This is a genomic window from Vreelandella lionensis (genome assembly GCF_002087295.1).
Lineage (GTDB): Bacteria > Pseudomonadota > Gammaproteobacteria > Pseudomonadales > Halomonadaceae > Vreelandella > Vreelandella lionensis.
Genome location: NZ_MWVI01000019.1, coordinates 1 through 13006, shown reverse-complemented (window position 1 = coordinate 13006; position 13006 = coordinate 1). Strand labels below are relative to the sequence as shown.

Annotated in this window: 11 protein-coding genes and 3 pseudogenes; 5 read left to right on the top strand and 9 right to left on the bottom strand. The window is 59.7% G+C overall.

What is annotated here, in order from left to right:
• Nucleotide 1: 1 nt before the first annotated feature.
• Together gluQRS and dksA are read right to left on the bottom strand one after the other, a co-directional pair.
• Nucleotides 2-901, bottom strand: coding sequence for a tRNA glutamyl-Q(34) synthetase GluQRS (gluQRS, locus tag B4967_RS02420; protein WP_083023340.1), 900 nt, complete (start codon nucleotides 899-901; stop codon nucleotides 2-4).
• Nucleotides 902-1019: 118 nt separating this feature from the next.
• Nucleotides 1020-1458, bottom strand: a pseudogene (gene dksA, locus B4967_RS02415) (RNA polymerase-binding protein DksA).
• 186 nt (nucleotides 1459-1644) lie between these two features.
• On the opposite strand from dksA, the gene B4967_RS02410 reads away from it, so the two are divergent.
• A complete protein-coding gene (locus B4967_RS02410) occupies nucleotides 1645-2805 on the top strand; it encodes an aminotransferase class I/II-fold pyridoxal phosphate-dependent enzyme (protein ID WP_083023338.1) in 1161 nt (386 codons plus the stop codon).
• Nucleotides 2802-3530: a DNA/RNA nuclease SfsA gene (gene sfsA / locus B4967_RS02405; RefSeq protein WP_083023336.1), complete on the top strand. Its 729-nt coding sequence runs from the start codon at nucleotides 2802-2804 to the stop codon at nucleotides 3528-3530. Before B4967_RS02410 ends, sfsA begins: the two co-directional genes overlap by 4 nt.
• Here the strand turns inward: sfsA and B4967_RS02400 are convergent.
• The 6 genes from B4967_RS02400 to B4967_RS02375 form a co-directional block, all read right to left on the bottom strand.
• Nucleotides 3527-3988: a DUF4426 domain-containing protein gene (locus tag B4967_RS02400; protein ID WP_083023335.1), complete on the bottom strand. Its 462-nt coding sequence runs from the start codon at nucleotides 3986-3988 to the stop codon at nucleotides 3527-3529. The genes sfsA and B4967_RS02400 overlap by 4 nt on opposite strands.
• A 55-nt stretch (nucleotides 3989-4043) precedes the next feature.
• Entirely contained in the window at nucleotides 4044-4640 is a 597-nt protein-coding gene (gene metW / locus B4967_RS02395) for a methionine biosynthesis protein MetW (protein WP_083023333.1), read from the bottom strand.
• Nucleotides 4640-5836 carry a homoserine O-succinyltransferase MetX gene (gene metX, locus B4967_RS02390; RefSeq protein ID WP_083023331.1) on the bottom strand — a complete coding sequence of 399 codons (1197 nt, stop codon included), beginning with the start codon at nucleotides 5834-5836 and terminating at the stop codon, nucleotides 4640-4642. Before metX ends, metW begins: the two co-directional genes overlap by 1 nt.
• Before the next feature lie 73 nt (nucleotides 5837-5909).
• Nucleotides 5910-6503: a YggT family protein gene (locus B4967_RS02385; protein ID WP_062360581.1), complete on the bottom strand. Its 594-nt coding sequence runs from the start codon at nucleotides 6501-6503 to the stop codon at nucleotides 5910-5912.
• A gap of 100 nt (nucleotides 6504-6603) precedes the next feature.
• Entirely contained in the window at nucleotides 6604-7431 is an 828-nt protein-coding gene (gene proC / locus B4967_RS02380; RefSeq protein WP_083023329.1) for a pyrroline-5-carboxylate reductase, read from the bottom strand.
• An 88-nt stretch (nucleotides 7432-7519) separates the two neighbouring features.
• A complete protein-coding gene (locus B4967_RS02375; RefSeq protein WP_083023327.1) occupies nucleotides 7520-8218 on the bottom strand; it encodes a YggS family pyridoxal phosphate-dependent enzyme in 699 nt (232 codons plus the stop codon).
• 33 nt (nucleotides 8219-8251) lie between these two features.
• Here B4967_RS02375 and B4967_RS02370 point away from each other — a divergent pair, with 33 nt between their 5' ends.
• Both B4967_RS02370 and B4967_RS02365 read left to right on the top strand, forming a co-directional pair.
• On the top strand, nucleotides 8252-9295 hold the full coding sequence (locus B4967_RS02370; protein WP_083023325.1) for a type IV pilus twitching motility protein PilT: 1044 nt from the start codon (nucleotides 8252-8254) through the stop codon (nucleotides 9293-9295).
• Between the two features lie 45 nt (nucleotides 9296-9340).
• A pseudogene (locus B4967_RS02365) lies at nucleotides 9341-10484 on the top strand (PilT/PilU family type 4a pilus ATPase).
• Nucleotides 10485-10496: 12 nt separating this feature from the next.
• Here B4967_RS02365 and B4967_RS02360 read toward each other — a convergent pair.
• Nucleotides 10497-11639, bottom strand: a complete 1143-nt coding sequence (locus B4967_RS02360) for an anhydro-N-acetylmuramic acid kinase (protein WP_083023438.1) — start codon at nucleotides 11637-11639, stop codon at nucleotides 10497-10499.
• Between the two features lie 116 nt (nucleotides 11640-11755).
• Here B4967_RS02360 and tyrS point away from each other — a divergent pair.
• Nucleotides 11756-12956: pseudogene (tyrS, locus tag B4967_RS02355) on the top strand (tyrosine--tRNA ligase).
• Nucleotides 12957-13006: the final 50 nt, after the last annotated feature.

Below are 13006 nucleotides of genomic sequence, written 5' to 3'. Positions count from 1 at the left end.
CTTACTGCTCCGGTGGAGTGGGGCGATGGGCAAGCGGTGCCAGGCGTGACACCGACCAGTTCTCTATTGCCCAGCGTAGCTGCGCTTCCGGCGATTCATCGACAAGCGCTGGCGGTGGCGCTTGGTCGAGTAGCTGCAGCGCCTGAAAGAGCTGGCGGCGTATCCCGGTGCTCTCTTCGGCTAGGGCGGGCGCTAGGTTCTGCTTGGAGAGCTTTTGGCCATCCGTAGTTACCACTAATGGTAGGTGCAGGTAACGAGGTGTTGGTAGGCTTAGCGCTGCCTGTAACTGCTGCTGCCAAGGCGTGTTATCCAGCAGGTCGTACCCGCGCACGATATTGGTAATGCCCTGGTGGGCGTCATCCACCACCACCGCGAGCTGGTAGGCCCATAATTGATCTTTGCGCTTTAACACTACGTCGCCCAGTTCGGCGGGGTCGAAGTGCTGCTCGCCGAACAGCCGATCATTCCAACCTACGGGGCGTTTGGCGAGGTCGCTGCGCAACCGCCATGCGACCGGCTTGGTGGCATCGCACACGCCGTTTCGGCACCAGCCGGGGTAGATGTCAAAGGCCTGCCACTGCTTACGCGAGCAACTGCATGGATACGCCAGCCCCTGTTCAACGAGCTGATCCAGCGCGTGCTGGTAGGCATCATGACGATGGCTTTGCCATATCACTTCCCCATCCCACGTTAGTCCAAAGGCCTCTAGCTGGCGCAAAATAGTGCTGTCTGCGCCTTCTGGGCAGCGTGGCGGGTCGATATCTTCGATGCGTACCAGCCACTGGCCGCTAGCGGCGCGGGCATCCAAATAGCTGCCTAAAGCGGCAACCAGCGAGCCAAGGTGCAGCGGCCCGGAAGGGGGGGGGGCAAAGCGGCCTCGATAGTGAGCGGTGGCGGTCATGGCAACCCGTCGTTTGGAAAACTGCGTAGCGATGAGAAGAGCACAAGATGACAAACAAAAACGGGCACCTCAAGGGTGCCCGTTGGCTGTCATCTTAGGATGACGAGGCGTTTGGTACTTAACCGCCCAGTTGCTTCTCTTTCAGCTCGGCCAGGGTTTTGCAGTCAACGCAAAGCGTGGCGGTGGGGCGTGCTTCCAAACAGCGGATGCCAATTTCCACGCCGCAGGCTTCGCAGAAGCCGTAGTCGTCTTCATCGATTTTTTCGATGGTCTCGTTGATCTTTTTCAGCAACTTACGCTCGCGATCCCGGGTGCGCAGTTCAAGGCTAAATCCCTCTTCTTGCGTCGCGCGGTCGGCGGGGTCGGCGTAGTTGTTTGCATCTTCCTGCAGGTGGCGTACGGTACGATCCACCTCTTCCATGAGGGCCTGTTTCCAGTCCAGAAGCAGCTGGCCGGAAGTGCGCGAGCTGCTTCTCGTTCATATACTCTTCACCCGGTGCCGGCTCATACGGGATGAAGGACTTGGACGCTTCCGGTTTCTTTTCCGCTACTGGCATGGGAGTGCCCCTTACGTATGTGACTGCTGATCGACCATGAGCGCGTGTCACGAGCTCACGACAAAGGGATGCTTGTTTAGCTGAAAATTGCACGTGATGCAAGCATAATAGTGCATTTTGGCCCATGGTCCCACATCGTGTGCGGCCAGGGTCATGATTAATCTACTACTAGGTGAAGGAGCCATGATGGCCTGGAATTCGCGTGTTGATCACGTTGCGCCTTTTCGCGTGATGCACTTACTAGAAATGGCTCAGGCACGTGAGGCGGCTGGGCATGACGTGATTCATTTGGAAGTGGGAGAGCCCGATTTTGCCACTCCCGCACCCATTGTGGCGGCGGGTCAGCAGGCGCTTGCCGAGGGAAAAACGCGCTACACCCCCGCAGCCGGTTTGGCGTCGCTACGTGAAGCCATCGCTGGGCACTATGCCGAACACTTCAATGCCACGGTGGACCCTGCACGTATTCTGGTCACGCCCGGCGCTTCTGGCGCGCTGCTACTGGCTAGCCAACTGTTGGTCGAAAGCGGCGACCGGGTCTTAATGGCCGACCCTAACTACCCCTGTAACCGCCACTTTATGGCCCTGGCGGGTGCGGAAATTGATACCGTGCCCGTTGGGCGTGACAGCAGTTGGCAGCTCACCGCGCCGCTGATTGAGCAGCACTGGCAGGCCAAGACGCGTTTAGCCATGCTGGCCAGCCCCTCAAACCCGACTGGGCATACGCTGGATGCTGAGGCGCTTACGAAGGTGATCGACACGGTAGCTGCCAAGGGCGGTGATGTCATTGTCGATGAGATTTACCAGGGGCTGAATTACGATGACGCGCCGCTGTCGGCCACGTCGCTGTCGGATGACGCCTTTGTGGTGAACAGCTTTTCCAAATACTTCGGCATGACCGGCTGGCGCTTGGGGTGGCTGGTCGCCCCGGAGCAGGCTGTCGAGCCGCTGACTCGACTGGCGCAAAACGTGTTTCTGGCTGCTCCGACGCCTTCCCAGCATGCGGCGCTGGCAGCGTTTACCCCGGAGTGCCGGGATATTCTGGAAACCCGTCGCGCCACCCTCAAACAGCGTCGCCAAGTGCTGCTGGATGGCCTGGACGAGCTAGAGCTTGCGCCGGATCTACCGCCCCAGGGGGCGTTCTATCTCTGGCTGGATATCTCCCGCTACAGTCGCGACAGCCAAGCCTTCTGCGAGCGCCTGTTGGTGGAGGAGAACGTCGCCATCACTCCAGGTATCGACTTTGCCGTACAGGGCGGCGAGCACCATGTGCGCATCGCGTTCACCAACGACGTGGCACGGCTGCAGGAGGCGGTGGTGCGCATCGCGCGCTTTGTGAGCCGCTTATGATGACCTATCCAGGGCTGGTGCTCGGCACGCTGCTGCGCCGCTATAAGCGCTTTCTGGCCGATGTGCGTCTGGATAGCGGTGAGGAAGTGGTGGCTCACTGCCCGAATACTGGCTCGATGAAGGCGGTGACCGTGCCCGGCTGCCGTGTATGGCTCTCGCCCAGTAATAACCCCAAACGCAAGCTGGCCTGGACCTGGGAGTGGATAGAGCTGCCCGAGCCAGATGGTGGAACGGCGCTGGCATCGGTTCACACCGGGCGAGCGAATGGCTTGGTCGAAGCAGCGATTAATGCAGGGGAGATAGCACCTCTTACGGACTATCAAACGTTAAAGCGTGAGGTAAAGGTAGGCGACGCGCGGCTCGATTTTCGCTTGGATGACCCTGAGAAGGGTGCCGCCTACGTGGAGGTCAAACAAGTCGCGCTGAAAGAGGAGGATGGTCACGGCTACTTTCCCGACTCCGTGAGCGTGCGTGGTACCAAGCATTTGCACACGTTGGCTGCGCTGGCCGAGCAGGGCGAGCGGGCAGTGCTGCTGTTTTGCGTGGCGCATGAGGGGATTGCGGACGTGGCAGCGGCGACGCATATCGACCCCACCTATGCGGCGGCGCTGAGTGATGCGGTGAACGCGGGTGTGGAAGTAGTGGCGTATGGCGTGATGGTGGAGTGGCAGCAGAGTGTACCGGTAGCGGCCAGCCTGGCGCGGGCGCTACCGGGACGGGTTTAGCGTTCGATATAGAAGCGCTGGATAAAACTCACCGGCTCGGGGTTTTCATTGCGGTCGTAGCGCACGTCGAGATTGAAGCGCATGGGCTCGTCTTGGCGTAGCGTGAACGTGGCAAGATGGTAGGTGGCATCGCCATCGTGCACGGGGCGAAAGCTGAGCGGGTCGCGGGGGGCGGTGAGGTCGCTAACGTAGCCTTCAACGCTGGCGTTGACCGGCCGCGTGGTGCCATCCGGCTGACGCTCGCGCACACTCACATTCACCAAACCGTGCCAGATGCTGCGCTGGATACTGTTCGCCTGCGCCACTTCTGGGGTAAGAAAGCGCGTTTCAATGGCGTTGTAGTGGATCTCGTAATCCCCCACTTCCACCATCTGCTCGGCCGCTGCCTGGGTGGCGCTGAGCAGCGTCCCCAGCAGCACCAGCAAAAGTGGAAAGCGTCGCAGTGTCGCAATAGCCATAGCGTGTCTCCTCTCTTGGGTGAGGTAAAGGCTCTGTTACAGGCGTAAGTGTGCGTTATGGGCGTCGACGTACCCGGAAAATGGCAATTTCACCAAACAGGTTAGGCCACCACTTCGAGGTCCAATGCCCCTTGTGGTCGCCAACGCCCACGGCGCGGTCAACAATCACCAGCCCTTTCTCTTTGCACAGGTGCTCGAAGTCGTTAAACGTCGATAGGTGAATGTTGGGTGTGTCGTACCACGCGTGGGGCAGCGATTTCGACACCGGCATGTAGCCGCGCAGCCCCAGGTGAATGCGGTGACGCCAGTAGGCGAAGTTAGGGAAGGTGATGATGCCCTCCTCGGCTACTCGCAGCATTTCATCGAGCATCTTATCCGGGCGGCGCAGCGCTTGCAGCGCCTGGGGCATGATGACTTGGTCATAGCTGTTATCGCAGAAGCTGCCCAGGCCGTCGTCCAGGTTATGCTCGATCACGTTGACGCCGCGTGCCACGCACTGGGTGATGCCGTCGGGGTCAATCTCTAACCCATAGCCGGTCACACCTTTCTCTTGGGCCAGCCGCTCCAGCAGAATGCCGTCGCCGCAGGCCAAGTCCAGTACGTGGGCACCTTGAGGAACCCAGTCGTAAATTAGTTCAAGATCCGTGCGCATTAGCGTGTTTCCTCCGCGCCTGCGGCGTCGATGTGCTGCTCTCGTGCGACGCGGCCCATAAAGGCGCTGAACAGCGCTTGATAACGCGGTTCCGGCAATAAGAAGGCATCGTGCCCATGGGGCGATTCAATATTGGCATAGCTCACCGATTTGCCCGCGCGCGTCAGCGCATCCACCAACTCCCGGGAGCGCGACGGCGGGAAGCGCCAGTCGGTGGTAAAGCTGACGATCAAAAAGGGGCACTGCGCCGGTGCCAGGGCGCAGGCAAGATCGCCGTCGCAGTTGGCCGCTGGGTCAAAGTAGTCCAGCGCTTTGGTCATCAGCAGGTAGGTGTTGGCATCAAAGGCGGTCGAGAAGGTATCGACCTGATAGCGCAGGTAAGACTCCACCTGAAACTCGACGTCGAAGCCAAAGTTCAGGTCGTCGCTGCGCAGGTCGCGGCCAAACTTGCTTCCCATGGCGTCTTCGGAGAGATAGGTGATATGTCCGACCATGCGGGCCAGCTTTAGCCCCCGTTTGGGCACGGTGTCGTGCTCGGCGTACCAGCCGTCGAAGAACTCCGGGTCTGAGCGGATGGCTTGGCGGGCGACCTCGTTAAAGGCGATGTTCTGCGCCGAGAGGCGCGGCGTGGCCGCAATGACGACGGCATTGGCGACCCGTTCGGGGTAGGTGATCGTCCACTGCAGCACCTGCATGCCGCCCAAACTGCCGCCTACTGCCGCTGCCCAGCGCTCAATGCCCAGATGATCGGCGAGGCGCGCTTGGCTGGTGACCCAATCGCTCACCGTCACCACGGGGAAGTCAGGACCCCACTGGCGGCCGGTGTCCGGGTTATGGCTCACCGGGCCAGTACTGCCGTGGCAGCCGCCTAGGTTGTTCAGCGACACCACGAAAAAGCGATTGGTGTCGATGGATTTGCCGGGGCCTATGTGGGCATCCCACCAGCCAGGTTTGCGATCCTCGGCCGTGTGGTAGCCCGCAGCGTGATGATGCCCCGACAGCGCATGGCAAATCAGCACCGCGTTAGAGCGCTCGGCGTTCAGCGTGCCGTAGGTCTCATAGATCAGTTCGTACTCCGGCAGCGTCTTGCCGCAGGCAAGCGGCAGCGGCGTATCAAACTTAACCACGTGAGGGGTCACAAGGCCAACGGAGTCCGCTGGCCGGTCGTCATAAGCAAGAGTGTCTGAATCAGGCATCGAAAGCGCTAGTCCTGCAAAAATAAGTCCTGCAAAAAGTAAGCTCGGGGCGATAGTCGAGTCGATAGGGCCTTTATAGGCCTACGAGTGCGCCCGAGATGCCCGCCGCGCGGATCAGCGAGCCAACCACTAAGCCGTCTACTAGGTTAATGGCGATAAAGACCACGATCGGCGAAAGATCAATCATGCCTAGCGGCGGAATCACTTTTCTCACCGGAGCCATGATCGGCTCGACCAACTGCATCACCAGCAGCGCGCCGGGGTGGCTGGCATTCGGCGCGACCCAGCTCAGAATGATCATCACGATCATGGCAAAGAAGTAGATCTTCAAGATGGCGTTGGCCAGCGCGGCCACCCCGGCAATCAGCAGCCCTGCAATGGGCGGCATACCCACGCCGATCACCATGAAAATGGCAATCATACTGACGACTTTCAGCACGAAACCGGCCGCCAGGGTGGCAAGGTCAAAGCGACCGGCGACTGGCCCTAAAAAGCCTTGGAACAGCCCCACGACGGGCTGGGTGATTTTCACCACCGACTGGCTGAGCGGGTTGTAGTAATCCGCTCGGGATGCCTGCAGCAAGAAGCGCAGCATTAACAGAAACAGATAAATATTGATCAGCGAGTTAACCAGCATTAACCCGGCGCTGCCTAATTGACTTCCCATTGCGGCTTCTCCTAAAAAATGTCGTTCTTGAGATGAGCGGCGTGCCTGCAGTTCATCCCGTTCTTATGGCGTGATTCACGGTCTGTTGTCTACGTAAGACTCAATCGTTACCGCTTAGCTCTTTGGACATGGCATCGGCGCGCGCGGCGCAGGCCTGCATGGCGTCGGAAATGATCGTGCGCAGGTGCGCGTCTTCCATATGCGCAATAGCGCGCTCGGTGGTGCCGCCCGGTGACATCACGTTCTGCTTCAACGTGGCCGGGTCTTTGTCGCTGCGCTGGGCCATAGTGGAGGCCCCCAAGGCGGTTTGAATGGCCAAGCGGCGGGCGGTTTCAGCAGGCAGGCCGAGCTTCACGGCGGCCTCTTCCATGGCTTCAAACATCAAGAAGAAGTAAGCCGGAGCGCTGCCGGAAACCGCGGTCACTGCATCCAGTAAACGCTCTTCCTCGACCCACTCGACAATGCCCACAGCTTCCATCAGCTGCGTGGCGAGAGTGCGCTGGGCATCGCTGACCGCCGCGTTGGCGTACAGGCCGCTGGCGCCGATACCGACCAGTGACGGAGTGTTGGGCATGCAGCGCACCAGGGCGTTGCCGCCGCCCAGCCACTGGTCGATGGTGTTGGCATCCAGGCCAGCAGCAATGGAAATTACCAGCGGCGCCTGCTGCTGAACGCTTTCACGCAGGGCTTCACAAACGCCGCGCATGATCTGCGGTTTGACCGCCAGCACGACCACATCTGCACCGTTAACCGCTGCACTGTTGTCGGTGTGGGTATGAATACCCAGGCGCGCCTTCAGCGGAGCCAGTTCGCTTTCGTTGGGGGCCGTGGCGGTGATGTCGCTAGATGAGACACCGCTTTCGATCAGGCCGCCGATAATGGCACCGGCCATGTTGCCTGCGCCAATGAAGGTGATCTTGCTCGCCATGGGGGTATCCTTTTTCGCAAATGGCTGCGTCTTGCAGCGTGTGAAGTAAACCGTGTGTTGTTTGAGCCGCGTGCAGTGTGAACCGTAGTTAGCCCCGAGCGCCAAAAATGGCGGTGCCTAAACGTACCAGCGTGGCGCCTTCTAAGACAGCCGCTTCTAAATCGTCGCTCATGCCCATCGAGAGCGTATCCGGCGGTGCCTCAGGCAGTGCCGCTTGGAGCTCTTCTAAGAGCTGGCGCAGCGCTGCCAGCGGCTGGCGCTGTTCTTCTAGCGTCTCCGCCGGAGCGGGAATCGCCATCAGCCCGCGCAGGGAAAGGCCTGGCAGCGTGGCAATCTCTTGGGCCAGCGCTAAGGCATCCTCGGGCAGCACGCCGGATTTCGATGCCTCGCGGCTAATATTGACCTGCAGACACACGTTCAGCGGCGGTAATGCTTCCGGGCGCTGTTCGCTCAGGCGTTTGGCGATTTTTAATCGGTCAACGCTGTGTACCCAGGCAAACTGCTCGGCCACAGCGCGGGTCTTGTTCGATTGCAGCGGGCCAATGAAGTGCCACACAATGCCGTCAAGATCCTCAAGCGCCGCCTGCTTATCCAGCGCCTCTTGCAGATAGTTTTCACCAAACTCGCGCTGGCCGTGCTGCCACGCTTCGCGCAGCATCTCGGCGGGCTTGGTTTTGCTCACCGCCAGCAGGGTGGCGCTGGTGGGAGAGCGTCCGGCATCCTCAAGCGCCCGGCGCAGGCGTTCACGCGCAGATGCAAGTGACTCGGGGAGCGCGTTGTCTGTCATACTCAAGCACCTTACCGCAGCTGGGAAAGAGAGATGGATATTACCGACCTGCTGGCATTCTCGGCAAAGCAGAATGCATCCGACCTGCACCTTTCGGCGGGTCTGCCTCCCATGATACGTGTTGATGGCGATATTCGTCGGCTTAATGTGCCCGCCATGGAGAACAGCGACGTTCGGCGGCTGATCTACGACATCATGAACGATCGGCAGCGCCGCGACTACGAAGAGCATTTAGAAGCGGACTTCTCGTTTGAAGTGCCGGGCGTGGCGCGCTTTAGGGTCAATGCCTTTAACCAGGCACGCGGGGCGGGGGCGGTGTTCCGTACCATTCCCAATAAGGTGCTTTCCATGGAAACCTTAGGCATGGGCGAGGTGTTCCAGCGCCTTTCGATGCTACCTAGAGGATTAGTGCTGGTGACCGGGCCCACGGGGTCGGGGAAAAGCACGACCTTGGCGGCGATGATCGACTACATCAACGAACAGCGCTTCGAGCATATTCTAACCATCGAAGATCCGGTGGAGTTTGTGCACACCAGCAAGCGCTGCCTGATTAATCAGCGGGAGGTTCACCGCGATACTCACAGCTTCTCTGGGGCGCTGCGAAGCGCGCTGCGCGAAGACCCGGACGTGATTTTGGTCGGCGAGCTGCGGGATCTCGAAACAATCCGTTTAGCGCTCACCGCTGCTGAAACGGGGCATTTGGTATTCGGCACCTTGCACACCACTTCCGCGGCGAAAACCATCGACCGGATTATTGATGTATTCCCCGGCGAAGAGAAATCTATGGTGCGCTCGATGCTGTCTGAATCGCTCCAGGCGGTCATCTCGCAAACGCTGTTGAAGCGTCAGGGCGGCGGACGCGTGGCGGCTCACGAGATCCTGGTCGCCACGGCAGCGGTGCGTAACCTCATTCGCGAAGATAGGGTGGCGCAGATCTACTCCGCCATCCAGACCGGCGGTGCACTGGGAATGCAAACCCTGAATGCCTCGCTCGCCAAGCTGGTTAAAGAGGGCGTGGTGACGATGGGGGAAGCCCAAGCAAGGGCTAAAGGCACGCTGACGTTAAAAGATGAGTAAGGCGGCACAAGGATAATAGACGCGATGAGTGAGTCAGCCAGCGGTATGACCGCGACCCAGTGGCTGCACCAAACTGCTGGGCATCATGGTCGAGCAGCAGGCCTCTGACCTGCTGATTTCGGTGGGCGCACCGCCCAGCTTGAAAACGCCCAAGGGGCTGATGCCGCTGGGGCGTCAGCCGCTCTCCTCTAGCCAGGTGCGCAGCCTGGTGCTGAATGCGGTTCCCGAGAAGCAGCGTGAGCGATTTCATGAGGAGCACGAGGCGAACTTTGCCCTAAGCCTGGAGAGTGCGGGGCGGTTTCGGGTAAGCGCCTTTCAACAGCGTAACGAGCCCGCCATGGTGGTGCGCCGTATTGCGCAGACCATTCCGACCCTTAGCGCGCTTGGCGTGCCTAGCCAGTTGGCGACGTTGGCCAATGCCAAACGCGGGCTGGTGCTGGTGGTGGGCGGCACGGGAACGGGGAAATCCACTACCCTGGCGGCGATGATTCAGGAGCGCAACGCCTCAGTCGGTGGGCACATCATCACCATTGAGGACCCCATCGAGTACTTGCATCCGCATCAGCGTGGCATCGTTAATCAGCGCGAAGTGGGGGTGGATACGGAATCCTTCGAGGTGGCGCTGAAAAATACGCTACGCCAAGCGCCGGATGTGATTTTGATTGGTGAAGTGCGTACCCGCGAGACTATGGAGCACGCCCTCACTTTCGCGGAAACCGGGCATCTTTGTCTGGCGACATTGCACGCCAACAACGCCAACCAGGCGTTGGAGCGCATCCTTCACTTCTTTCCCCATGAGCGGCACGAGCAGGTGCTGATGGATTTGTCGCTGAATCTGCGTGCCGTGGTCGCGCAGCAGCTGCTGCCTACTCAGCAGGGCGGCCGCTGTGCGGTGATTGAGATTCTGCTCTCGTCGCCACGGGTGGTGGATCTGATCCGTAAAGGGCGTATTGATGAATTGAAGCAGGCCATGGCAGGCTCCCGCGACGCGGGGATGCAAACTTTCGATCAGGCGCTTTATGCGCTTTATCAAGCGGGCCAAATCAGCCAGCAAGTGGCGCTGGCCCATGCGGATTCCGCCAACGACCTGCGGCTGATGATCAAGCAGGGCGACGCCGCTGCCAGCGGTAAGCCGTTAGACGCGCAGGTGCCGTCTCCTCTTGCTCTGCGCGACGGTGACGATTATTGATGGCCTTCGCCGCTAGGGGGCGTAAATGCCGCCCAATACCCGCGGGCCGCTGGCGCCGGTCACGGAAGGCAGGTTGCCGGGTAGCCCGTGCAGGCGTTGGTGGGCGAGCCAAGCAAAGGCTCCTGCTTCAATCCAATCTTCCGGCCAGCCCAGCGTGGCGGGGGAGAGCAGCGTGACCTTAGGAAGGTGCGCGGCTAGCCTTTCCATCAAATAGGCGTTATGAGCACCGCCACCACCCACCAACAGCGTGGCGCTGGGCTGGCTTAGCGGCAGTTGGGCCACCCCTTGCGCGACACTCACCGTCGTCAGTTCGGCTAGCGTTGCCTGAACATCACGGGGGGCTTCGTTGCCAGTGAGGTGGTCGCTCAACCACGCTAAGTGAAACAGTTCGCGCCCGGTGCTGCGCGGCGGTGGCTGATGAAAAAAGGGTTCTTGCAGCAGGCGGGCGAGCAGCGCTTGGTCGATTTGCCCGCTGGCCGCCCAAGTGCCGTTCTCATCAAATCGCCCGGTGTGATGCTTGGCAAACCAGGCATCCAGCAGCACGTTCGCCGGGCCGGTATCCAAGTCCACCACGGCGCGCTCCTGCTCTTGAGGAAGCCACGGAAGATTGGCAAAGCCGCCCAGATTCAGCACGAGCTGTTCGCCTGGGCGCTGCCCAAACAGCGCTTGGTGGAAGGCGGGTGCTAAAGGCGCTGCTTGGCCGCCAGCGGCCAAGTCCCGGCGGCGAAAGTCGGCCACCACCGTACACCCCGTCAATTCTGCCAGCAGGCTCGGGTTATCTAGCTGTAGCGTATACGCCGGACCACCCTGGTGACCTTGCGGCGCGTGCTCAATCGTCTGGCCGTGGCTGCCAATCGCCGTAATCTGATCCGGGGTGAGCCCCTGTTCCGTTAATAGTGCTGTAACGGCCTGGGCCGGGAGGCGGCAAAAGGCATCCTCGGCGGCGGCCAGTTCGGCAAAGTGTGCTGCTGGCGCGTGGCACAGGTGCAGTAGCTGCGCGTGCAGCGTATCGGGCATGGCAACGTCAGCCGTGGCTAATAGCTTAGGCGGCGTGCCAGGAGTGATAGAGACCAGGGCGGCATCAATGCCGTCCAAGCTGGTGCCTGACATGAGCCCAATATAGTAGGCCGTCGGTGTGGAGGAAGCGGTTTTCATCATGCGAGTCATCCAAAACGGGGTGAAGGCTCAACCAAGGCGGTGGAGCGTGATAACATCGCCCACTATTGATTATTTAAACGCCTTTAACGGCACATAGTACATGGAGAGAGGCAATGAGTGAGGTGGATCAGGCGTTAGCGCTGCTGTCGCGAGGTACGCATGAAATCCTGGTAGAAGACGAGCTGCGTAAAAAGCTCGCGTCCGGTCGCAAGCTGCGTATTAAAGCAGGGTTCGACCCTACAGCACCTGATTTGCACCGGGGCCACAGCGTACTGCTGACCAAAATGCGCCAGTTCCAAGATCTTGGTCACACCGTTATCTTTTTGATTGGTGATTTCACTGGCCGCATAGGTGACCCGACCGGTAAAAACGTCACCCGCAAGCCGCTGACCGAAGCCGACGTCAAGGCGAACGCGGAAACCTAAAAAGAGCAGGTGTTTAAAATCCTCGATCCGGAAAAGACCGAGGTGCGCTTCAACGCGGAATGGTTTGGCGAGTTAACGGCTGCCAAAATGATTGAGCTGGCAGCACAAAGCACCGTGGCTCGCATGCTGGAGCGTGATGACTTCGAGAAGCGCTACAAAGCGAATCAGCCGATTGCGATTCACGAGTTTCTTTACCCGCTAGTGCAGGGCTATGACTCCGTCGCACTAGAAGCTGATATCGAACTGGGGGGCACCGATCAGAAATTTAACCTGCTCATGGGGCGCGAGATTCAAAAGCACTTCGGCCAGGAGCCTCAGGTGGTCATCACGATGCCCCTGCTAGAAGGTTTGGACGGCGTGCAGAAAATGTCCAAGTCGCTTGGCAACTACGTGGGCGTGGATGAAGCACCGGGTTCCATGTTCAATAATGCTTGTCTCCATGCCCGACAGCTTAATGTGGCGTTACTTCGAACTGCTCTCGCTGAAATCGAACGAAGAGATTGAGGCGTTGAAGCAGAGTGTGGAGCAGGGTGCGAATCCTCGCGATGTGAAAATGGAGCTTGCCCGCGAACTCATCGCCCGCTACCACGGTGATGAAGCCGCCGCGAATGCGCACAAGTCGGCGGGTAACCAGTTGGCCGATGGTGAGTTGCCGGAAGACCTGCCGGAAGTAGACGTTGATTTTGAAGGCAGTGAGCAGGCGCCGATTGCGACGGTTCTGAATCGCTCAGGGTTAACCAAGAACAGCGCACAAGCCAAAGACATGCTGAAAAATGGCAGTGTCAAAGTGGATGGTGAGGTCGTTGCTCAAGACACCATGCTGACCACTGGTAAAGTGTATGTGATTCAAGCGGGCAAGAAGCGTTACGCTCGCGTGACCCTGGTGTGAACTTTCTGAAAACTTTTTCACATTAGCTCTTGCCAACCCGGCCGCGAATC